The 22,913-nt window shown below is 42.6% G+C and carries 21 protein-coding genes and 1 tRNA gene; 14 read left to right on the forward strand and 8 right to left on the reverse strand.

Annotated features, from left to right (window positions below):
• On the reverse strand, window positions 1–540 hold the full coding sequence (locus DI53_RS12495; protein ID WP_037500049.1) for a DUF1599 domain-containing protein: 540 nt from the start codon (window positions 538–540) through the stop codon (window positions 1–3).
• Between the two features lie 118 nt (window positions 541–658).
• Between DI53_RS12495 and DI53_RS12500 the strand changes: the two genes are divergently transcribed.
• Genes DI53_RS12500 through cysM form a run of 5 tightly spaced genes read left to right on the forward strand, consistent with a single transcriptional unit; the run spans window position 659 to window position 4,093 of the window.
• Window positions 659–1,201 carry a DUF4269 domain-containing protein gene (locus DI53_RS12500; protein WP_037499962.1) on the forward strand — a complete coding sequence of 181 codons (543 nt, stop codon included), beginning with the start codon at window positions 659–661 and terminating at the stop codon, window positions 1,199–1,201.
• Window positions 1,198–1,995 (forward strand): HipA family kinase, encoded by a 798-nt coding sequence (locus DI53_RS12505; protein ID WP_037499964.1) that lies wholly within the window; start codon window positions 1,198–1,200, stop codon window positions 1,993–1,995. Before DI53_RS12500 ends, DI53_RS12505 begins: the two co-directional genes overlap by 4 nt.
• Window positions 1,973–2,356, forward strand: a complete 384-nt coding sequence (locus DI53_RS12510) for a DUF3037 domain-containing protein (RefSeq protein ID WP_037499967.1) — start codon at window positions 1,973–1,975, stop codon at window positions 2,354–2,356. The genes DI53_RS12505 and DI53_RS12510 overlap by 23 nt, the downstream gene beginning before the upstream one ends.
• 46 nt (window positions 2,357–2,402) lie before the next feature.
• A complete protein-coding gene (gene epsC, locus DI53_RS12515) occupies window positions 2,403–3,221 on the forward strand; it encodes a serine O-acetyltransferase EpsC (protein WP_037499970.1) in 819 nt (272 codons plus the stop codon).
• Window positions 3,221–4,093, forward strand: coding sequence for a cysteine synthase CysM (gene cysM, locus DI53_RS12520; RefSeq protein WP_037499972.1), 873 nt, complete (start codon window positions 3,221–3,223; stop codon window positions 4,091–4,093). Before epsC ends, cysM begins: the two co-directional genes overlap by 1 nt.
• A 12-nt stretch (window positions 4,094–4,105) precedes the next feature.
• Here the strand turns inward: cysM and DI53_RS12525 are convergent, their stop codons facing one another.
• Window positions 4,106–4,798, reverse strand: coding sequence for a hypothetical protein (locus tag DI53_RS12525; protein ID WP_037499974.1), 693 nt, complete (start codon window positions 4,796–4,798; stop codon window positions 4,106–4,108).
• A gap of 102 nt (window positions 4,799–4,900) precedes the next feature.
• On the opposite strand from DI53_RS12525, the gene DI53_RS19655 reads away from it, so the two are divergent.
• On the forward strand, window positions 4,901–5,818 hold the full coding sequence (locus tag DI53_RS19655; RefSeq protein WP_052072388.1) for a WG repeat-containing protein: 918 nt from the start codon (window positions 4,901–4,903) through the stop codon (window positions 5,816–5,818).
• Between the two features lie 75 nt (window positions 5,819–5,893).
• On the opposite strand, the gene DI53_RS12535 is transcribed toward DI53_RS19655, so the two are convergent.
• The 3 genes from DI53_RS12535 to DI53_RS12545 all read right to left on the reverse strand — a co-directional run bounded on the left by DI53_RS12535 (window position 5,894) and on the right by DI53_RS12545 (window position 8,008).
• Window positions 5,894–6,454 carry a GNAT family N-acetyltransferase gene (locus DI53_RS12535; RefSeq protein WP_052072389.1) on the reverse strand — a complete coding sequence of 187 codons (561 nt, stop codon included), beginning with the start codon at window positions 6,452–6,454 and terminating at the stop codon, window positions 5,894–5,896.
• Window positions 6,455–6,517: 63 nt separating this feature from the next.
• Window positions 6,518–7,852 (reverse strand): trigger factor, encoded by a 1,335-nt coding sequence (locus DI53_RS12540; RefSeq protein WP_037499976.1) that lies wholly within the window; start codon window positions 7,850–7,852, stop codon window positions 6,518–6,520.
• Between the two features lie 74 nt (window positions 7,853–7,926).
• Window positions 7,927–8,008: transfer RNA gene (locus tag DI53_RS12545), tRNA-Leu, on the reverse strand.
• Between the two features lie 153 nt (window positions 8,009–8,161).
• Between DI53_RS12545 and DI53_RS12550 the strand changes: the two genes are divergently transcribed.
• From DI53_RS12550 to DI53_RS12570, 5 genes are all read left to right on the forward strand, one after another.
• A complete protein-coding gene (locus tag DI53_RS12550) occupies window positions 8,162–8,776 on the forward strand; it encodes a hypothetical protein (protein ID WP_037499979.1) in 615 nt (204 codons plus the stop codon).
• A 2-nt stretch (window positions 8,777–8,778) separates the two neighbouring features.
• The gene (locus tag DI53_RS12555) at window positions 8,779–9,081 is read left to right on the forward strand and encodes a winged helix-turn-helix domain-containing protein (RefSeq protein WP_037499981.1); all 303 of its coding nucleotides are present in this window, start codon (window positions 8,779–8,781) and stop codon (window positions 9,079–9,081) included.
• Window positions 9,082–9,131: 50 nt separating this feature from the next.
• On the forward strand, window positions 9,132–9,620 hold the full coding sequence (locus tag DI53_RS12560; RefSeq protein WP_037499984.1) for a Coq4 family protein: 489 nt from the start codon (window positions 9,132–9,134) through the stop codon (window positions 9,618–9,620).
• An 8-nt stretch (window positions 9,621–9,628) separates the two neighbouring features.
• Entirely contained in the window at window positions 9,629–11,137 is a 1,509-nt protein-coding gene (gene creD, locus DI53_RS12565) for a cell envelope integrity protein CreD (protein ID WP_037499987.1), read from the forward strand.
• A gap of 227 nt (window positions 11,138–11,364) precedes the next feature.
• Entirely contained in the window at window positions 11,365–13,455 is a 2,091-nt protein-coding gene (locus tag DI53_RS12570; protein WP_052072390.1) for a S9 family peptidase, read from the forward strand.
• A 447-nt stretch (window positions 13,456–13,902) separates the two neighbouring features.
• Here the strand turns inward: DI53_RS12570 and DI53_RS12575 are convergent, their stop codons facing one another.
• Both DI53_RS12575 and DI53_RS12580 read right to left on the reverse strand, forming a co-directional pair.
• A complete protein-coding gene (locus DI53_RS12575) occupies window positions 13,903–14,850 on the reverse strand; it encodes an MlaD family protein (protein ID WP_037499990.1) in 948 nt (315 codons plus the stop codon).
• Window positions 14,851–14,907: 57 nt separating this feature from the next.
• The gene (locus DI53_RS12580; protein ID WP_037499993.1) at window positions 14,908–15,774 is read right to left on the reverse strand and encodes an N-acetylmuramoyl-L-alanine amidase family protein; all 867 of its coding nucleotides are present in this window, start codon (window positions 15,772–15,774) and stop codon (window positions 14,908–14,910) included.
• A gap of 163 nt (window positions 15,775–15,937) precedes the next feature.
• On the opposite strand from DI53_RS12580, the gene DI53_RS12585 reads away from it, so the two are divergent.
• The 3 genes from DI53_RS12585 (at window position 15,938) to DI53_RS12595 (ending at window position 21,358) form a co-directional block, all read left to right on the forward strand.
• Window positions 15,938–18,589 carry a putative LPS assembly protein LptD gene (locus tag DI53_RS12585; protein WP_241462421.1) on the forward strand — a complete coding sequence of 884 codons (2,652 nt, stop codon included), beginning with the start codon at window positions 15,938–15,940 and terminating at the stop codon, window positions 18,587–18,589.
• Window positions 18,590–18,610: 21 nt separating this feature from the next.
• Window positions 18,611–19,873: a competence/damage-inducible protein A gene (locus tag DI53_RS12590; RefSeq protein ID WP_037499996.1), complete on the forward strand. Its 1,263-nt coding sequence runs from the start codon at window positions 18,611–18,613 to the stop codon at window positions 19,871–19,873.
• 99 nt (window positions 19,874–19,972) lie between these two features.
• Window positions 19,973–21,358, forward strand: coding sequence for a dihydrolipoamide acetyltransferase family protein (locus tag DI53_RS12595; RefSeq protein WP_037499999.1), 1,386 nt, complete (start codon window positions 19,973–19,975; stop codon window positions 21,356–21,358).
• 74 nt (window positions 21,359–21,432) lie between these two features.
• Here DI53_RS12595 and DI53_RS12600 read toward each other — a convergent pair whose 3' ends face one another.
• The gene (locus tag DI53_RS12600) at window positions 21,433–22,890 is read right to left on the reverse strand and encodes an MATE family efflux transporter (RefSeq protein WP_338056449.1); all 1,458 of its coding nucleotides are present in this window, start codon (window positions 22,888–22,890) and stop codon (window positions 21,433–21,435) included.
• Window positions 22,891–22,913 lie beyond the last annotated feature (23 nt).

Consider the following 22,913-nt stretch of genomic DNA (forward strand, 5'->3'; position numbering starts at 1 on the left):
TTATGCGGCTAGTCCTAATTTGATCAAAGCGAAAACCGCGTAGTTGAGCATATCTTGGTAGTTTGCTTTTAAGCCTTCAGACACCAAAGTTTGACCGTTGTTATCTTCAATTTGCTTTACACGATGCAACTTCATCAGGATTAAATCTGTTAATGAAGAAATGCGCATATCGCGCCAGGCTTCACCATAGTCATGGTTCTTAGCAAACATTAAATCACGCGTTTCGTTTACTTTTTCTGTATATTTTTCTTCCACGAAAAGGTAATCCAGATCGTCTGAAGCCGCTGCTGGCAGCTCGAGCTGAATCATGGCAATAACACAATAGTTCACAATGCCTACATACTCATCTGCAATTCCTTCGCCCACTTTGGAAACCTTTTTTATTTCTAAGGTGCGAATACGTTGTGCCTTAATAAATAGCTGATCAGTTATCGAAGAGGGCCGCATAATTCGCCACGCCGTGCCGTAATCCTTTGTTTTTTTTAGAAATAGATCTTTACAATATGTGATTATCGTATTGTATTCGGTGGTCGTGTCCATCGTGGATGTTGTTTTTTCCATATCTCGTGTTGTACAAATATAGGGAGAATATGTTATTTGCATAAGGTGTATAGGCTTTGAATTTAATGATTAAGAAAAATAAGTGCTATTTTTGACTATGCAGGAATCAGATCGGGATAGATTCGATAATATCCATTATTTGCGAAGGGGTACCGCTTTACAACGCAGGATATATGGCCTGTTAGAACGTGAAGCACTGTTGGCTAAGCTGCAGGCATTTCAGCCCTTTCTTGCCGGCACGATACCGCTGGACATTAGTATCCCATCAAGTGATATCGATATTTTGTGCTGCGCAAATGATTTAGAAAGGTTTCAAAAATTTGTAGGAGATACTTTCGGGGATCAACATCTTTTCGCTTGCTCCAGCCTTTTGGTCAATGGTGAACCAACAGTCTTGGCTACGTTTAAATTAGACGGCTTTGCTGTTGAAATATTTGCGCAGCGTAAACCTGTCAAACAGCAAAATGGATACCTGCATCTTGTTAAAGAATGGGAAATTCTGACAGCGCAGGGACAGGAGTTTAAACAAAAAATAATAGCTTTAAAGCGTGCAGGAATGAAGACCGAACCGGCCTTTGCCCATTTACTTAATATAGAAGGAGATCCTTATGAAGGATTGCTAAACTATACCGTTGTATGAAGATATTTAAACCAGAAATACGGGATGTGCAGATCACGAGATACATCCAGCCCTTTCGCGAGGGAGGCTCATTACCGGCCTTAGTCGATGCTGATGACGGATTTAGTTATGTAATTAAATTTAGAGGTGCCGGGCAAGGTAGAAAAGCCTTGGTGGCCGAATTAATAGGTGGCGAACTTGCGCGCTTTCTTGGGTTAAAGATGCCGGAAATGGTGTTTGCTGAACTTGATGAGTCTTTTGCACGTACCGAACCTGACGAAGAAATTCAGGATCTGCTTCGTTTTTCCGTAGGAAAAAATCTTGGTGTACATTTCCTGAATGGCGCAATTACCTTTGATGCCAATGCGGACAAGGTCGATGCTTTGGAAGCATCAAAGATTGTGTGGCTGGATGCGCTTTTGATGAATGTCGACCGCACTGTACGGAATACGAATATGCTCGTGTGGCATAATGAGCTTTGGCTAATAGATCATGGGGCTTCTTTATATTTTCATCATGCATGGGACAATTGGGAAGAGCAGTTAGCGAAGCCTTTTGTACAGATAAAAGATCATGTATTGTTGCAGTATGCATCAAAAGTGCCGGAGGTGAACGCTGAATATCGTGCTGTTTTCAACGAGGAAAATATTCGGAATGTGTTGGATTTGATTCCAGACGAGTGGCTGGCTGATGATTCCCAAGAGCTGACCGCGCAGGAGGCGCGTAACGTATACCTCTCTTTTCTATTGGGCAGACTAGCGCATGCAGATAACTTTATTAAACAGATAGCTGATGAGCGAAAGAACCGTATATGAGTATGCCGTGGTGCGCGTCGTTCCGCGCGTCGAGCGAGAAGAGTTTATCAACGTAGGTGTGGCACTGTACTGCAAAAAGCAACGTTACGCTGCTGTAAAGATGTTTGTTGACGCATCGAAGTGTAAATCTCTTTTCGCAGACGTAGATTTGGCTTTAATTGGCAAACATTTAGATTCTTTTGAGCGCATTTGCGCAGGCGATAAGACTGCTGGTAAATTGGCTGAGCTCGATCAAGCTGAACGTTTCCGTTGGTTGACCGCTAAACGAAGCACACTTATACAGTGTTCCGCATTGCATCCGGGCCTGTGCATCTCTGCAGAAGAAACCCATCAAGCTTTATTTGAAAAATTAATCCTATAGAAATAGTAGGATTTTTTAAAATGAATCTTACATTTGACCTGCTATCATGGAAAAGATCAACGACTTTTATCAGCATATATTTCAAAAGCAACTGGAGGTGCAGGATATGCCCAGCAATACGCGCATTGCGGATTGGGCTAAGCATGTTTTACATCTGCTGTTTCCAGAGAAGCATGCCGCTACCTTTCTAAATGTAGAAGATGTTCGGAAAGCCTTTGGGGAAGCCGAGGAAGAGCTGCTCGCCTTATTACAGAAAACAAAAGCCTGTTCGCATTGCGATAATAGATTGATTGCCCGGGAATTCTTCGAATCACTTCCAGATATTTATCAAATTATGCTTACGGATGCACAGGCTATTATGGAAGGTGATCCTGCAGCAAAAAGCATACGTGAAGTGATTCGTGTCTATCCGGGATTTACGGCTATTTGTATGTATCGTATTGCCCATCAGCTATGGTTAGCGGATGTTCCCCTCATTCCACGGATATTAACGGAACACGCACATTCGAAAACGGGTATCGATATTCATCCGGGAGCACGTATCGGAACGTATCTGTATATTGACCATGGTACAGGTTTGGTGATCGGTGAAACATCTATTATCGGTGACCACGTTAAACTTTATCAGGGCGTGACCTTAGGCGCATTAAGCGTGGAAAAAAGTATGGCAAATACGCAGCGGCATCCTATTATTGAGGATTATGTTATTATTTATGCTGGTGCAACAATATTAGGCGGACAAACGGTTATAGGCCACCATTCCGTCATCGGGGGAAACGTTTGGCTAACGTCCAGCATAGATCCATATACGACGGTATATCATCAGCCTAACTCTAAATTTATTGATTCAAAACCTCTTGCGTAATGGCACAGTTAATAGATACGATTGGTAACACACCTCTTGTCGAGGTGAAGTCTTTTCACAATAATCCTAAGGTAAAAGTCTTTGCCAAGATGGAAGGGAATAATCCTGCTGGATCCGTCAAAGACCGCGCTGCGCTGAATATGATTCGTTCGGCTCTAGAGCGTGGTGAAATAAAGAAGGATACTAAACTTATTGAGGCGACTTCAGGCAATACGGGTATCGCGTTAGCCATGATCGCTTGTTTATATGATCTAGAATTGGAACTGGTGATGCCTTCCACATCAACTCGGGAACGCACGCTAACCATGGAAGCCTACGGTGCAAAAGTCACGCTGCTAGAATCTATGGAGGTGTGCCGAGATTATGCAGAAGAAAAAGCCGCCAATGCTGGTTATTTTATTTTAAATCAGTTTGCAAATCCTGATAATTATCTGGCGCACATTAAAACTACAGGACCAGAAATATGGCGTGATACGGCAGGTGGCATTACCCACTTTGTAAGTGCTATGGGCACAACGGGCACCATCATGGGTTGCTCAAGGTATTTTAAAGAACAGAATCCAGCTATACAGATCGTAGGCTGCCAGCCGACGGAAGAATCGTCCATTCCCGGCATACGCCGCTGGCCAGCCGCCTACCTCCCGAAGATTTTTGATGCCTCCCGCGTGGATCGCGTAATCGACATTGCCCAGTCTGATGCTACCAGGCGAACCCGGGAGTTAGTAAAAAAGGAAGGTATATTCGCCGGGATGAGTAGTGGCGGAGCGTTGCATGCCGCACTGACTGTAGCCAACGAGATTGAAGAAGGCGTTATCGTATTTATAGCCTGTGATCGTGGTGATAGATACCTCAGCTCTGATCTATTTGTCTGAAAAAAGCGTGCCTTACTTTTCGTTATCCCGGCTCCATATTTCATGGATAGGATCACCTTTGGAACTTAATCCGCTATGGTGCCATTTCCCCTCTTTGAGCGAGCCGTCAAACGATAATTCCGCGCCTACCCGTCCATTGTCTCTTGAGAAAAATAGAATATGTTCTTTGTATTTTCCGTCCTGAAAAGTATAATGACCGCCGCCAGTTCCATAAAAGCCTTTGTTAGCAGGATTGATAGCTATCCACTGAAAGTAACCATCAACCAATAGTTTTATGGTTTTTCTATCCCCTCGTTGGATACTGCTCATTTTATTGTCTTGCATCCGTCCGGTGATCCGCCACAGCCCATCCAGTTCTTGCTTCTTGGCAGCTTGTTTTTTCCATACAATTCCATCTTGTTCTTGAAATCCATGCGCACTCATTGTCAATTGCGAAGTCTTGCTGCTTCCTACCATATCTGGATGTGCATCGCTGTATTCAATTTTTACCTCCAGCTTAGTTCCATTAATCGTGTATGGCCCGCCCCATGTAGACAGGTACTCATTATTTTTGTAGTGGGTTTGCGAGCAGTAATCGTCCACGAATAGCCAAATAATTTTTTCGTCGCCTTTCGTTGCGGTAAAAACGCCGCGAAGTGCTCCTTGTTGAGCAAAAGAAAGCATAAGTATGCTTGCAAAGATGCAGGATAAAAGGAATCTTTTCATGTCTATAATCTGTTGGTACGATTTAAAATTAGGAAATTATATGCGATGTTCCTGCTTTAATTTTTATCTTGTCTTTCGTCATACAAATTGAAAGGAAGTACCATGATTCGTACGATTGTTATTGCTGCGTTGTTTTTGTGCCATTTTTTCGGGATAGCGCAGGAACAGAAATTATATCTTTTCATAAGTGCAGATAGCTTGAAGCAGGGCGTCAAAGACCAAAATGGGCGTGTCATCATCCCAGATGATCATCCTGCGGCGGGCTATTGGTCGGACGGTGAGCTCATTGCTGATACTATCATCGATTTCTATGGCATGCCTGTCAATCAACACTTCGCATTCGACTCCCTACAGGCCGCTTACACGGGCAATACGACATTCGATCGAAAGGGTAATGTGTTGTATCACCCTTTTCTATTCGATAATGGTGCTGATTATATTCGGGAGGGAGCCCGCCGATTTGTAGATATCAAAAGCAGAAAGATGGGATTGGTTCATCCCTATGGAAAGATACTGATTCCTGCCCAGTACGATTTTATTAGCCCTGTAGAAAGTGGGTATGTGCGCGTTTATAACGGCGTCAAGCGGAAGATAGAAGCCGGGGGAGAGCATTGGTCTATCATACCTGATCCATTGAAGAAATACGAAACCTTTGTGCTAAATAAAGATGGTAAACGAGTTGATGGAAGGGAGACGAGTACGCCGGATGCTCCTGTTAGCTTGTGGCAAGATTCGCTTTACTACCCATCGTATTATGCTGCGGCAGATGAAAAAGAGCAAAAGTTGCTGTTGAGGATTGCGCAAGACCCAGATGTACAGGAATTGTTTGCTGAAGATAATGCTGCGTATAGTATTATCGAGCGTCCAAGCCGCGAATTTCCGTACTATGTTATTGGCTGTGCGAAGCAATTTGCACCAAGCTACATTTTGATTGATAGGGAAGGGGCACTCTATCATTTCGATTATTACAAACCCAAAATGCCGTTGAAAGCATACTTGGCATCAAATAAAGGAATTTAAGCCCTTTATGAAAGGGTCGTCGGTTGTATTGCCGATGTTGAAGTATTGCGCGAAATTTAAGGCAAGAAAACGAAATTAGATGTGATATTGTAAATGGAACATCTCTTTTCCAAAAATGCTTTTTTGACCATGTTCCCGGAATCCTAATTGCAAATACAATTTCTTTGCATTCGGGTTATCTCGATCTACAAGAAGACCTAGTATCCTATTTTGACGCTTACAATACAGATCGATTGCATAGAGCAGCAACATCTTGCCGATCCCCCGCCCGCGAGCCAAAGGCGACACCGCTAAGCTATCTATGTATACTTCCCCCGCTTGTGTCTCCAATTCTAAATCAATCTTGCGCCCATAATTTTGGGCGAGTTCAGCAAGTATCGGTGTGCGTAGTTGGGAAACCTGTTCGCCCGGATAACAACATATCTGGCCGATAAGGATACCATCATGCTCCGCTACAACAATATTTTCAAAAGAATATTGGTTTCCTTTTTTACTGATCAACGTCTGCAAAAATCTGATGGCTCTCTGTTCGTCTTCTTCGCCGATAAAGTGATATACGATGTCTCGCATGGCAAGCAACATCAGTTTTGCAATCTCTGTAGCTTCGGTTGATTGTGCTTTTCGGATCTGTATCATCGCTTTTTTAAAACTAAAAAGGCTACCAAAAAGGTAGCCCTACTATTTTATAATTACTAAAACCTACTTTTCTAACTTCTCGAAATCTGCGTATGGAATATCTTCTGTATTCAAGGTAACGTTTTCTTTCAAGTATTCGAAAACTTTAAGCGCTTTTGCTTCTTCGAAAAGACGATTGGCCTGCTCTCTATCTTGCAACAGTTGCATAGCGAATTGATTCAACTGCTCATCGCTAGGCTCCTCGTTGATGTTATACATCTTGATTTGCGCATAAATACGCTCTTTTGCCAAGTTGATCACCTCATCATATTTTACTTCCAGATTATTGGCCGTAACGATGCGGTTCTCGATGATCGTCCATTTCAAGTTTCTCAAGAAATCTTCAAATCCTTCTTCCAATTCAGCATCGGTGATATTAGGATTTGTGGCTTTCAACCATTTTTTAAGGAATGGCTCAGGAAATTTAACGTCAACTTTATCCATACCGTAAGTATAGATGTCATTGCGTAATTTTTGATCGGAGTTTTGTTTAAATAAGTTCTCTACTTCTTCTTTAACCTTCGCTTGAAACTCCTCTTCCTTGGTTACTTCACCTGCTGGGAATAGCTTGTCAAAGAATGCCTGATCTAAATCTGATTCTTCAAGGCGGTTGATGTTTTGTACGCTTAGCTCAAATTTAGTAACATCTAAATTTTCAACTTCTTCTTCAGATATTCCTAAAATACGTGCTGCATCAACGGTTTTAAATGCTTTTTTGAAATCGATTTTCACGCTGTCGTCTTTTTTCAAGCCTACCAGCGATTTTTTTATTTTCGCATCTTCGATTACATCCGTACGCACAGAGCTGGTTTTCTCAATGCCTTCCTCTTTATCCTGTTTTAGGGTCGCATACAATACGTCGCCTTCCTCAGAAACTTCAGGGTTCGTCATTTTTCCGTAGCTGCGGCGTAAGTTTTTGACACGTTCAGCAAGTGTTGCTTCATCTGCTTTGATATCGTATGCAGTAAATGCAGTTTCTTTAGCAAACGGCGTTTCAAATTCCGGAGCGAGACCAATCTCATAGTTGAACGAAAATGTATCTTTAAAATCCCAGTTGTAGTTCGCATCAGCATCGCTTTCTGAAGGAAGGGGTTGGCCTAACACTTCAAGCTTATTTTCACCGATATATTCTGCGATTTTATCGTTTACCAATTTGTTGATTTCATCAAAAAGGATTGATTTTCCGTATGTGCGTCTGATATGACCTGTAGGAACCATGCCCGGACGGAAGCCGGGTAGTTTTGCTTTTTTTGCTTGCTCTTTGATCGCTTTATCTACTGATGGATTGTAATCCTCAGGTGCTAATTCAACAATGATGTTTGCGTTGACGTCGTCAACTTTTTGGTGTGAAATATTCATACTCTCGTTTAGCTTTTACGCATTTTTCAAAAAAAAATCCTCCCGAGTTTATTAAGTTCGGGAGGACATCCAAGTGCGGAAGAAGGGACTCGAACCCCCACGCCTTGCGGCGCCAGATCCTAAGTCTGGTGCGGCTACCAATTACGCCACTTCCGCAGTTATTAGGACTCTTATTGTGGCACAAAGATAGGAACGGAAACTATATCCTGCAAGTCTTTTTTAAATTTTTTTTAAAAAAAATGTGAAAGGCAAAATTGTATTTGCATAAGTGTTTTAAATTCATTTACTTTGAATAACAAAGTTCTTTGTATGGATCAGAAAGATTTGATTAAAGAAATAGGCCACATTCGGTCGATGATGGAGAAATCGTCAAAATTCCTCTCCATTTCAGGTTTATCAGGTGTGCTTATTGGCATGTTTGCATTGATTGGAGCAGGGCTAGCTTATTTAAAAGTTTACGGCATGGGTAAGTTGGCTTACCGAAATCATTATGTCAACGATGAAGGTGTGCTGTACTATCTTGTTATAGTTGCAGTTGTCGTTCTGCTAGCTTCGTTGGCGACGGGGATTTTAATGGCAAGGCGGAAAGCAAATCGCGCGAAGCAGGCTATCTGGAACCCGGCAAGTAAATCTATGCTTTTTGCTATGGCCGTTCCGCTGGTCACAGGTGGTGTAGTGGCTATTATACTAATCGCTAAAGGATACTTAGCGTTGATTGCATCGACATTGCTTGTATTCTATGGTCTTGCGTTAGTGAGCGGCAGCATATACACGTTTAAAGAAGTACGTTGGTTGGGGATAATGGAAATTAGCTTAGGTTTGTTAGCTTTGCTTTTTCCTGGCTACGGTTTATGGTTATGGGTTGTGGGATTTGGATGCCTGCATATCATTTATGGTTTTATAGTCTATAAAAAATACGAATAATAGTGGGGTTGGATCTCTCTCTTTACAATAAGATTTTCGAAAATCGCTTACGTTTGCAAATCATGAGCGTACTTTTAGCGAATGAGTTTTATGATTTTACTTCGCTGAAAGAGCTATTAGACGCCACGGATGGTAACCTGGCGTCTAATTTGAAGACCCTAGAAAAGGAGGGATACCTAACGGTAGAAAAAAGCTTCGTCGATCGGAAGCCGAATACACGCTACATCAAGACTGAGAAGGGAAGAAAGGCGTTCGAGGATCATCTAGTAGCGTTGGAAAATTTAATCAAACAACAATACAAATAATTTTTTTGCTTATCAACTTTGAAACACAAAGTACTTTATTTTAATTACCAATGAAAGATATTCGATTACAAATTATGCTGTGGCTTTATGAGGGATCATCTAGCCTATACGCCACGATTTTCAAGTTTCGTAAGAAAGCTTGGGGAATCACCAAAGAAGAATTTATGACCTATGGTTCGGGGACGCTTGGCGAAGCTCTCGGCCACTTTTACTTCAAAAACGGGTTTGATGTGATGCCCAAATTAGAAAATCACGATGTGTTTCATGTGCTGACACACACGGGCACAACTATTCAGGAAGAGATTGCCATGCAATACTTGCTATTGGGAAACGGGAAAATCAGTCTTTATTTACTGGGAATGATTACGATAGGCACCTTTTTCTACCCTGAATGTTACCGCCTTTTCAAAGACGCTTTTGTAAAAGGGAAGAATAGCCAAAGCTTCCACCGTTTTGAATTTCAGAATCTATTAGAACAACCACTAGACCTGTTGCAATCCGTGCTCATTAACAACAAAATTTCAATCATTTATAAATAAAAGTAACCATGGGAAATGAACAACAACAAACCACACCGCCTCTTCCTAGTCAGAGACTTTCGGTTTTCGAAAAGCTTGCTCGTTCTGCGGCTGCAAAGCTAATGACAATATTTTTTCTTGTGATCTTACTGCTGATACCTATGGAATGGCTGCACAGTTTGATTGGGGAAAGACGAGATCGCGAGCGCCAGGTCAGTCAAGAAATCGCGAGTAAATGGGGACAGTCGCAAGTTATTTCAGGGCCGATATTGGGTGTTCCCTACACGCGCAAGCAAGTTGAAAAAAAGGTAGACGATGCAGGGAAAGCAAAAACAGCAGAATTTATCGAAAAAGACTATGTTTTTCTAACCGCTAATAAGACTGCATTTTCCGCGGAGGTAAGTCCCCAATATCTTAAGCGGGGAATTTATCAAACCGTAACTTACAACGCGCAGCTTAAGTTGAAAGGTAATTTTGATGAAATCGATTTCTCAAAATTAGATGTTCATCCGGAAGATCTCGATTGGGACCACGCCAAGCTCTTTATTGGAGTGAGCGACTTAAAAGGTTTGACAAGTAGTCCACATCTGGAATGGGGAAGCGAAAAAAAGCAATTTGAAATGGGGAATGGAGAAGTTGCTTTGTTTGAACGAACGATGGTGAGCGAAATAGCTTTACCCGATAAATCTACAATGGGTGAATTTGCTATAGACTTGGCTGTGCGCGGCTCGCGATCGCTTACTTTTTTCCCGACAGCGCGGGAGTCAGTGATCGACGTATCCGGAGCATGGAGTTCGCCGAGCTTTAATGGAGGATTCCTCCCCGAGAAAAGAACGGTAAATGCAGATAGTTTTGCGGCAAATTGGAGCATCCCAAGTTTCGGACGTAAGATCCCGCAGCAATGGATGGCTGCTAGAGAGATCCTGTATCAAGCGCCGGTTGGTACAGCATCGGATTATACCGATGCCGTTTCTGCTGATTATATAGCCTACTCTGATGGAACGACCGAAATGGTTTCCGCACCCGCAGTAACGGGATCTTCGCTTCAGAAGTCCAGTATGCAGGATATGGTGCAGATCAATTTCTTGGAATCTGTCAACAATTATCAAAAGACCACACGGGTTGCGAAATATGGAATCTTGGTGATTCTGCTGACATTTACTGCCTTGTTTTTTACGGAGATTATTAAAAAGCAGCGCGTACACATTGTGCAGTACATTCTTATTGGTGCGGCAATGGTTTTATTTTACTCGCTTTTGTTAGCCATTGGCGAGCATCTAGGCTTCAACTGGAGCTATCTTATCTCTTCCGTCGCTACTATTGCGTTGATCGCTTCATTTATTTATGCGATTACTAAAGCGCGCACCATCAGTGTTGTTTTTTCGATGATCCTTGCTCTTTTCTACGCGTTTATATACTTGCTTATGCAATTGCAGGATTTCTCGCTGATTGTAGGCACGATAGGCGTGTTCATTATACTGGCCATTCTGATGCGCCTATCTACGCGAGTCAATTGGAATAATTTCGGGAATTCATAACGTACATATGTCTGTAATTTTAAAATCTGTTTTAAAGTATGTTGAGGTAATAGACAGCGCTAGCTTTTGGCGATTCCGTGCGTACTTCACTTTTGTCAACATGATTAAGAAAAGGAAGAACGTTTAAGATTTTAATTTAAAAACGATGAAACAACTTACAAATGGATCACCGCTGATTTCGGGAAAGGCGTATCATTTAGTAAATTGCACGGCACTAATAAAATATTATGGATAAAATTTCTGCTTTAGCCTGTGCCTTATTGTTCAGTTCGAGCTTGCTGGCTCAACATACGCCGGCAAAAAGGGTGAATAGGACATTGGTAACAAATAAAATTTATAACGTGAGAAATGATGTGATGACGCCGGAAAAACTATGGGAACTGGGACGGGTGAATGCCGAAGGCCTATCCTTTGATGGGAAGCACTTAATATACGGCGTATCAAACTATAGCTTCGGGGAAAATAAATCCGAGAAAAATTTATTTATCGTACCGGTAGAGGGTGGTGAAGCTGTGCCGTTTACAACGGAAGCGGGTGCAGAATCTGTCGTGCAAGTGACGAAGGATGGCAATGTGATCTATCTATATAAAGGACAGCTCTGGCTAAAGTCGCTAAGTGGCGGCGACGCCCAGCAGCTTACATCAGTTGAGGAAGGCCTAGAAAATGTAAAGATTTCGCCGGATGGCAAACATATATTGTTTAGTCGTGCTGTATTGGTGAAAAAATACCACAGCCCAGATAAATATCCAGACCTTGCAAAGTCAAACGTCTATATATATGATAATCTCGATTACCGGCATTGGGACAGCTTCAACGATGGACGCTTCAACCACCCATTTGTAGCCAGCTATGACAACGGTAAGATCGGCGAGCCGATCGATTTGCTTGCAGACCAACCGTTTTATAGTCCACAGGCGCCATTTGGTGGGGCAGAGGATTTGGCTTGGACGCCAGATAGTAAGGCCGTTCTTTATGTGAGTAAGAAAAAGTTCGGAAAAGAGTATGCGGTCAGCACGAATACAGATATTTTCCGGTATGAGCTGGCGAGTAAGACGACTACCAATCTTACAGAGGGTATGGTGGGCTATGATACCCATCCGCTTTACAGCCCCGATGGGCAAAAGCTGGCTTGGCTAAGCATGAAAACGGATGGCTACGAAGCTGATAAAACGGACCTTATCGTCTTTGATCGGAAATCCACACAACGGGTGAATCTCACTGCCGCATGGGACGGAACGGTCAACTCATTCATTTGGAGCAAAGACGGTAGAAAACTGTATTTCACGGCACCCACAAGAGGCACTGTGCAATTGTTTGAGCTGGAAGTAGGGCAACCAAAAAAAGCTGCTGGACAAGTGAAACAGATTAGCGAGGGTCAATTCGATATCGGTGATATCGTAGGAGAGGTAGATGGAGCACTGGTCGTCTCGTCGACAACATTGACGAGGGCTGTGGAAATTTACCTGTACGACCTGAAAAAGAAGTCGTTGCGAGCTATTACGAAAGTAAACGACGCTGCGTTTTCAAAGATTGCTGAAACAAAGGTCGAAGGACGTTTCACAAAAGCCAGCGACGGGGCGGACTTGTTTTCATGGGTTATCTATCCTCCGAACTTCGATCCGAATAAAAAATATCCTACATTGTTATTCTGTCAGGGTGGACCGCAATCGGCTACTACATTGGGTTACTCCTTTCGCTGGAACTTCCAGTTGATGGCTTCTCAGGGTTATATTGTGATTTTGCCAAATAGGCGCGGAATGCCGGGCTGGGGTGTTAAATGGAACCAAGATATCAGCAAAGATTGGGGTGGGCAGCCTATCCGCGATTACCTTTCCGCAGTAGATGATTTAGCAAAAGAACCGTATGTGGATAAGGCGCGTATTGGTGCAGTTGGAGCCAGCTATGGTGGTTATTCGGTATTTATGTTGGCTGCTGTGCATGACGGCCGCTTTAAATCGCTTATCTCGCATTGCGGATTGTTTGACATGACCTCTTGGTATGGTACCACCGAGGAGCTGTTTTTCGCAAATTACGACCTTGGTGGCCCATATTGGGATAAGGCTAACGAAAAAACATATACGGATTTCAATCCGATCAAACATGTTGACAAATGGAATACGCCGATCTTAATCTTCCAAGGCGGAAAAGACTTTCGCGTGCCTATTGGTCAGGGCTTGGAAGCCTTCCAAGCGGCCCAGCTTAAAAATATTAAAAGCCGTTTGGTATACTTGCCGGAAGAAAACCACTGGGTACTTTCTGGACACAACGCCCAAGTGTGGCAGCGTGAATTCTTCGGCTGGCTGAAGGAAACTTTGTAAGCGAAATCGCTAATTGTACTTATGCGATTGAGATAAGATTCTCTGTTCGCTGGTTATTCCAAATAATCGATTTGAACTTTATCATATTTAAAGTGTATGGACAGCCATAACTATGGAACAATACATACTTATGACTGAATATAAAAATTAAGAAAAGGTGAAACTGTAACGTCAGTGTTATGGCTAAACAAGCTCGTCATGACAAACAATATTTGCCTAAATGCGAAGTTGAATAAGGTTATCTATAATCTTTACCAGATAGTATAAGGTTGATCTATGTTTAAGCTGGATCAAAGTTTTCTCCCTACAAAAAATAAGCCCTGCCAAGGCAGGGTAGTGGCGTATTAAAAAAGTTGCCCAAATGATGTGCATGTCATTTGGGCAATTTGTTATGGATAAATAAACGCGTTGCGGTTAAGTAGCGCGTCGCGTGTAAGTTATTTGCTGCTAGTCCGTGTCTTTCTTTCCAAAGATGCTAAGTCGGATATATTTCCCAGGACGTTCTTTAACGTCTTTGATAAGGCCATCAAGCTCCGCCGTAGCGCTGTTTAAGTTATTGTAGAGCTTATCATCATTCAATAATAATCCTATCGAACCCTCACCATTATTTATTTTTGTCGTGATTGCCTGCACGTCTTTCATTGCTTGATTGGCATTATCTATTGTGGCTTTAATCTCGGTTTTGGAAAGATCATCAGACAGGTGATCTAAATTTGCAAGGATCTTATTGATCTTGTCGTTATTGTTTTTAAAATTACTAGTAATAGATTCCAGATTTTGCATGATACGCGCCAATCGCGCTTTTTCGGTGCCCATTAAGCCCTCTACATCACTCGTTATACGTTCCATATTATTGAGTGATACAGAAATGCTTCGCAAACTACCCTTAAAGTCCCGTTGAAATTCGTCGTCCAATGCCGTGTTGACGGCGGACAATACAGAATCCAGTTTAACCACTAAATTTTCAACCTTTTTTTGCAACGGTTCCACTTTCTCGAGCAAGTTGGCTTGCACATCTGACAATAAAGGGTCCCCATCTTTGGCCATAGTTGTGCTATTGCCTAGTTCAAAAACGATCGCTTTACTACCAAGTAGATCCGCACTCACAATACGAGCAACGGAATTGGAAGGGATCTGGTAATTATTTTTAATCTTGAAATGCGTCCGTATCTTCCCATTTTCCAACAGCTCCATTTTAGAGACCCGACCGATTTGATAGCCATTGACTACGACAGGTTTGGAAGCTGTTAATCCGTCTACATTATCGTAATCCGTGTAAAATTCATTTTCGGAGCTAAACACGTCATTTCCTTTTAAGAAGTTGTAGCCTATAAATAATAGAGCAAGTGCAGCTATGGTGATGATACCAACTTTCGTTTCGTTCGATACTTTCAAAATACGGTCTAAATATTAATTCACTTTGCAATAACAACAAACTAATGTACTAATTGTTTAGCGTTCTGTAGCTGTTTTGTATGTTTTTATTGCGTTAAATAAATTTGCTACGATTTCGCTTTGTCCATTTGATGAAAGCATGTAAGCTTCTTCATCTGGTGAGCTAATAAAGCCTATTTCCGTTAGAACGGATGGCATACCTGCAGTAGCTAAAACAGCCAGCGACAGTTCTTGTACACCACGGTTGACACGCGATGACCGTACAAATTCATCTTGCATATTTGATGCTAACTTTATACTTTCTCTACGGTATTGGTTTTTCATTAGCTGAAACACAATCATACTGGATGGATCTTTCGGATCGAATCCACCATAATTTTCCTTGTAGTTTTCCTCCAAAAGTATGGATGCATTTTCGCGGATGGCGACATCTTGGCTACCCAAACGGTTGAAGCCGCATACAAAAGTCTCCGTGCCTCGCACTGACGGTTTGCGGACAGTTGTCGTGACATAGCGCCCCCGGCTGTTTTTTACACGTCTATCGCTGTCTGCAGAGTTGCAATGTATAGATATAAATAAGTCTGCTTTATTTTTATTTGCCACAGCAGGCCGCTCGTACAAAGGAATGAATACGTCCGTCTTTCGGGTGAACACCACCTGTACACCAGGCAACTCATCCTCTATCTTTTTGCCTAACTTAAGTGCTACACTTAGCGCAATATCTTTCTCGTTAGATTGTCTGCCTCTTGCGCCAGCATCGTGCCCGCCGTGTCCAGCGTCAAGTACTATTGTACGTAATTTTTGTCCGGGTGCTTGTGGTTGTTGGTTGTCTTGAGGAGGAGGGGTAGCCGAGGTGGCTAGCGTTAACGTAAAAATCGTTGCAACAAATAAACTCAATCTTTTTACATTTAAATTTTTCGTCATATGTATAATATCCTAGTATATCTCCGTTTTAATAGTGTGCAAAAATAGCGTAAAATTTTATTTTCCTTATTCGTGTTCACGGGTCACGCTTTCTAAATCTTTTTTGACTATTTTTGCCCGAAGTAAGTTTAAATTCAAACAAAAATAACATTCGTAATTTACATTGAAGGCGTTAACTTGTTTTTTCTGCACCACCTTGTTCCTGTTTGCGTTTACCTTGGGCACCTTTGCTCAGGTGCCGGATACGTCCAAAACTAACAGTTCTAACGTGCAGGATACCACAATAATTGCCTCCGATACGACAAAAAATCAATTCAAAGAGACCAGCGGTACAGACACTGTTGTTATGAAGAGCGAAGGTGGTCTCGAAACGATGGTAACCATTGTTGCAAACGACTCAGCATGGAACGAAGTAAGCAAAAACATTCTTCACCTCTATAATGGTGCCAAAGTTAAGTATGAAGAGTTTGAGCTGTCTGCGGATTACATCCGTCTCGACAGAAATACTAATCAGCTTTTCGCTAGCGGCATCACCGATCATAACGGTAAATACGTTGGACGCCCAGTCGTCATTTTTCCTGGTGACACACCCAAATCTGTCGATTCTTTGGTTTATGACTATAAATCTAAAGAAGGAAATACCTATGGTATTATGACTGAGCAGGATGGGGCGTATATTCAAGCGAAGATAGTTCGTAAAAATCTCTATGACGAACTTTCATTGCGTACAGGGATGTATAGCACCTGTAATTTGCCGTTCCCCCATACACATTTTGGTATACAGTTTACAAAAGGCTTACTAGCCGGAAACCACATCATCGTAGGCCCGGCCTATTTGGTGGTGGAAAACATACCGATAAAGTTTGCCGCCATTCCCTTCGGGTTTTTTCCGCGGCAAAACAAGCGAGCTTCCGGCTTTCTATTTCCCTCATTTGGCGAAGACGCCACGCGCGGATTAGCGATGCGGGACCTCGGATGGTACCTCGCCTTTAATGATTATTGGGATTCGGAAATTCGCGGTAGCGTTTATTCAAATGGCGCCTGGGAAAGTAGCGTGCGAACCAACTATCTGGTTAACTACAAGTACAGCGGTGGATTTAATATTCGATATGCTTCTACCCCTACGGGCGTGGAGGGTACACCCACGTTCCGGAACAACAGAGATTTTAACGTTACCTGGAACCACACACAACGGCAGGAGGCCAATCCCGGGACATCTTTTTCGGCCTCTGTAAATTTCGGTACCGGTACCTATTTCCAAAATACGGGTTTCAATCAAATGAATAGTATTGAGGATATCACGAGAAACAATATGTCTTCATCGATTTCTTATGGGCGTGTATTTGCGGATGGGAAGGTCAACTTTACGTCCAGCATGAGCCATAGGCAAGAGATGTCGTCCGGGCGAGTGGATTTGGAGTTGCCAACTTTTAGTTTGAACGTTTCTACTTTCAATCCTTTCGATTCCAAAAATAGAGTAGGTGAACAAAAATGGTATCAGCGGATAACCGTGGGATATAGCCTTCAGGGACGAAATTCTATATCTACGGGAGATTCTGTGCTCTTCAAAAAAGAGGCGCTGAGCAATTTTACGAATGGCTTTCAGCACAATATTCCTGTCTCGCTAAATCTGAATGTGCTCAAGTACTTCCAGTTTAACACCTCTGTTAATTATACGGAGCGCTGGTACCTACAAACTATTCGCAAAAGTTTGGTCAATGAAGTGAATGGTTTCTCTGAATTACGGGATACAGTGCAGGGATTCCAACGGGCTTACGATTATTCGATGACCTCCGGATTGTCAACCAAGATATACGGTATGTATCCGAAGATGGGCAAGATTGAAGCCATTCGACATGTGATAACGCCTTCCGTAAACTTAAACTACCGCCCAGATTTTTCCGATCCACGCTATGGTTTTTATCGAGACTTTATTAATCAAAATGGATTAGAAGAACGCTATTCTATTTTTGAAAACGGGATATATGGTGGACCGCAAGCGGGTAGATCTATGGGTATTGGCTTCTCTGTCGATAATAATATCGAGGCTAAAATTCGTACGGAGAATGATACAACAGGCAAGGGTTTTAGAAAAATCAAGATTCTGCAAGGTTTGACATTTAGCGGGAATTATAACTTCATGGCAGATTCGTTAAAACTGTCAATAATCAACTTCTCTGGCCGTACTTCGTTGTTTAAAGAAAAAATCAATGTAAACTTCAACGGTTCCTTAGATCCTTACGCATTGGATGGAAATGGTGTTCGTGTGAATCGCTTTGCAATTCAAGAAGGGTCGCTCGCCCGGCTGACAAACTTCGGTCTTTCATTTGACTATAGCCTTAATCCGAAAGCTAATAAAAGCCGGAACAACAATATTGACTCTCTTCGAAGCCAAATGCCTAACCTGACCCAAGATCAAGCAAACGCATTAGCACGTGTCAGTACCGACCCAAATGCATTTGTGGATTTTAATATTCCTTGGAACTTGAATGGGTCATTCAGTATGAACTATTCAAAATCTTTTGATCAGACAGTGCGCCGTGTGCGTAACAACGTGACAGCAACTGTAAATCTTAACGGTGATTTTAATGTCACGCCAAACTGGAAGGTGCAATTCAATACGGGGTATGACTTTCGCCAGCAAGCATTATCGTTGACACGTTTCAGTATTTACCGAGATCTACACTGTTGGGACATGTCTGTGGGGTGGACACCATTTGGACAGTATAAAAGTTATAATATAACCATCCGAGCTAAAGCTTCCGTATTGCAGGATTTGAAACTGACAAAAAGGGAAAGCCATTATGTATATTAGCACTTCATCTTTCAACAGTTTATGAAAGCAGAAATTATTACCATAGGCGATGAGATCCTAAATGGTCAAATTGTCGATACGAATTCTGCGTGGATAGCACAGCAGTTTGCACCCATGCATATTTCTGTCAAGCAGATCAGCTCCATAGCCGATACCGGCCCCGCCATTGCAGATGCGCTGAAACAAGCAGAGGAGCGCGCTGATATAATAGTTGTCACAGGTGGCTTAGGGCCAACAAAAGATGATGTCACAAAACTTACCGCTGCAGCCTATTTCAACACCAGTTTAGTACGCGATCCGCAAGTCTTGTTGCATGTGCAAGAGATCTTCTCAAGATTACGGACGGGGGATATGCCTGAGATCAATAAACAGCAAGCGGACGTATTGGCTAACGCCCAGGTGTTATTCAATGATGTAGGAACTGCGCCAGGTATGTTTGTTCAGCAGAACAGCAAGTTTTACTTCTTTCTACCCGGGGTGCCCTATGAGATGAAGTACCTTATTGAGCATCGTGTTTTGCCTGTTCTACGAGATTTATCACCGAATACTTTCGTTTATAATGCACATTTACTGACTGTTGGTATTGGTGAATCCCATTTGGCTAGGCAGATTGAAGATATCGAAGCCGCTATGCCGCCTTACATAAAGCTTGCCTATTTGCCTAAATTAGGCCTGGTACGATTACGGTTTACCGCAGTAGGTAGTGATTATCATATGTTAAGGGAGGAAACTGATCGACACGCTTCCTTGGTAGCGGCACGATTGGGATCGTTTGTCGTAGCAAATGAGGATATCTCTTTCCCAGCGCTTATTGTGCGACGTTTTACTGAAAAGAGCTTGCGTTTGGCCACCGCAGAAAGCTGTACAGGTGGTACTGTCGCCGCGGAACTTACGGCAGTTGCTGGAGCGAGCCAGATGTTTCAAGGTGGGGTAGTGGCCTACGCAAACCAAGTAAAGGTAGATTTCTTGCGCGTAGATTTTGATACACTCCAAGCATTCGGCGCCGTGAGCGAGCAGGTGGTCAAGCAGATGGCTGAGGGCGCTAAACAGGCGTTTGGCACCGATTATGCTATTGCTACAAGTGGTGTCGCCGGCCCGGGTGGAGGTTCTCCTGAAAAGCCTGTTGGCATGGTATGTATCGCGGTATGCGGAAAATCGGAAACAATGGTTAAAACCTATCATTTTAAGAATGATCGAACGATCAATATTCAGCGGGCCACGATGGCGGCACTCACGATGCTATGGAATTTGTTCCAAAAAGAAGGTTTAGATTCAATAGAATAATATTTCGTGTTTGAGGTGTTATAAATTATTATATTTTGTTTATATAAAATCAATAGATTAAATCTTAATTTAGTAATTCGTTCAACGAACTTAGATCTTATGGCTATATATAAATTATTGCTTCCAAAAATGGGAGAAAGTGTTTCTGAGGCGACCATCACCAAATGGGTGAAATCTGTGGGAGACACGATAGAGGAAGATGAAGCCGTTGTTGAAATAGCAACAGATAAAGTAGACTCCGATGTACCTTCGCCCGTTTCCGGAACATTAACGAAAGTACTATTCGAAGAAAACCAGGTAGTACAGGTGGGGGATGCGATAGCGCTGATCGAAACAGATGGGGATGATATTTTGCGCGACGATGATCAGCACACACCTGCGTTTACCAATCCATCAACTGTCGCTGATGAAGAGATAATTGACCAACAAGCTGAAACTACTGGACATCATGATCAGTCCAAGGAAGAAGTGATTCCGGGTGTTGATTTGTTGCCTAGAGAGGAGCAAACGCAAAATGTAGTTAGTTCTGGCAACCGCTTCTATTCTCCGCTCGTTAAAAACATAGCACAGGAAGAGGGCATGAGTCAGGAAGAATTGGATGAAATTCCTGGAAGTGGCTCAGATGGTCGTGTTACGAAGCAAGACGTTTTAGATCATTTACAAAATCGGAACAAAGTAGATCATACTAAAGCGGCTGCACAAGTTGCCGTGCAAAAGCAATCGCCAGATTCGACAAAGGAGCCTACCCAAACTGCTCCGAAAAGCGTCACATCGGGAAATGATGAGATCATTGAAATGGATAGGATGCGGAAGCTGATTGCCGATCACATGGTGCATAGTGTTAAAACATCGCCACATGTTGCATCATTTGTGGAAGCGGACGTCACGCATTTAGTAAATTGGCGAAACAAAGTAAAAGACAGCTACAAGCAGCGAGAAGGTGAAAATATTACGTTCACACCGATTTTTATCGAAGCTATAAGTAAGGCGATCAAGGACTTTCCTATGATCAATGTTTCTGTGGATGGCCATAATATCATCAAACGAAAGAACATCAATATTGGTATGGCCGCTGCACTGCCTTCCGGCAATCTTATCGTGCCCGTGATAAAGAATGCAGATCAATTGAGTTTGGTGGGGCTCAGCAAGGCGGTTAATGATTTAGCTAATCGCTCGCGCAGTAACAAGCTAAAGCCCGACGACACACAAGGTGGAACATTTACATTCTCTAATATCGGTGCATTTGGGAATATTATGGGCTTTCCTATTATCAACCAGCCGCAGGCAGCTATACTGGCCGTCGGAACCATAAAAAAACGCCCTGCCGTGCTCGAGACAGCAGATGGCGACGTGATTGCCATTCGGCACATGATGTACCTATCCATGTCTTATGACCATCGGGTGATTGATGGTGCACTTGGCGGCACATTCCTGAAGCGTGTAGCCGATTATTTGGAAAATTGGGACACGAACCGTGAAATATAATACGCTGCCTGTTAGGTTTATTGAAACAGAGCCTAACAGGCAGATCCTGTAAAGTAGTATCGTCAGTAACACCCCTATACCGCGGACGGATTTACGGGAATTTCATTCAGGTTGTTGCTTACGCTAAGCTGTCGCAATTTCATAATCTTGCGGTAACGCCAGAATAGCATTGCCGAGGACGACAAAAGTCCCAAAGTCAAGCCATACCATACGCCTTGGATTCCAATATTTAAATAGATCCCGAATAAGTACGCACTTGGAATGCCCACAATCCAGTATGCAATAAAAGTTATTAACGTAGGAATATTTACATCACCCATTCCACGAAGTATGCCCAGACCTACCACTTGTGTGCCATCAAACAGTTGAAATAGTCCAGCAATGATGATAAGCTGCGCAGAGATACGGATTACCGCCTGGTCATCACTAATTAGCCATGGTAAATACTGATTGAATACTGTAAAAATTAATGCGCATATAATCATAAAAACGAGGACGAGGTGGTACGAAACCGTAGCAAATTTTTGTACACGATCCATATTCATCTTGCCATAGTTGTGACCGGTTTTTATGGTTGCCGCTGAGGCTATACCGCTAGCCATCATGTAAGTCATCGCTGCTAAAGTAATAGCAACTTGATGGCTAGCTTGCTCAATCGCGCCGATTTTACCAGCAATGATAGAGGCTGCCGCAAAAGCACCAACCTCAAAGACATATTGAAGCGCCACGGGTGCACCGATTTTAAAGATGTCCTTGATCTTGTTAATCTGTAGGTGTAATGCGCGGAAGTGCGATATATATGTTTTAAATAATTTCGATTTGAGAACGTAAGCCGACATCGCTACCATCATCAATATCCGGTCGATCAGCGTTGCATAGCCGACACCTACTATGCCTAAAGGCTTAATCCCAAAAAGTCCTTTGACAAAAACAATGGCCAAAATAATATTCAGTACATTTCCCCAGATTGTGATATTCATCGCCTGTTTGGTGAATCCTAAACCTTCAGCAAATTGTTTAAACGTATTAAACACCATCAATGGTAGAATGGAAAGCATCAAGATAAACAAATAAGGCTTTGCCGTATCAACTACCCGTGGATCTTGATCCATATGCTGCATGGCATACATCGACCCGAAGTTTACAACAGCGAAAAGTACCACTGCGGTAATCACATTTAGCCAAAGACTATTGGACAATAGTTTAGCGCAGGTCTCTTTATTCCCTTTACCATTAGCTTGCGCGATAAGCGGTGTGAGGCCGTAAGAAATGCCCAATCCAATAACCATCACCACGATAAAGACTGAATGTACTAACGAAACGGCAGCCAAGGGGATAGTTCCTGCAAATTTCCCCACCACAACAGTATCCGCAGTATGAACTAATGTTTGGCCAAGTTGAGATATGACAACGGGGCCAGCAAGAGCAAACGCACTCCAATAGAAATGCTTATTTTTTCTGTAGTAATTTAATAACATAGTATGTCGGCAAAGATAGGAAATGATTAATTTTGCATCGTCATCGTTTTGCATAGTTAACGAACTTTTCCACGAAC

This window comes from Sphingobacterium deserti (assembly GCF_000757725.1).
GTDB lineage: Bacteria > Bacteroidota > Bacteroidia > Sphingobacteriales > Sphingobacteriaceae > Sphingobacterium > Sphingobacterium deserti.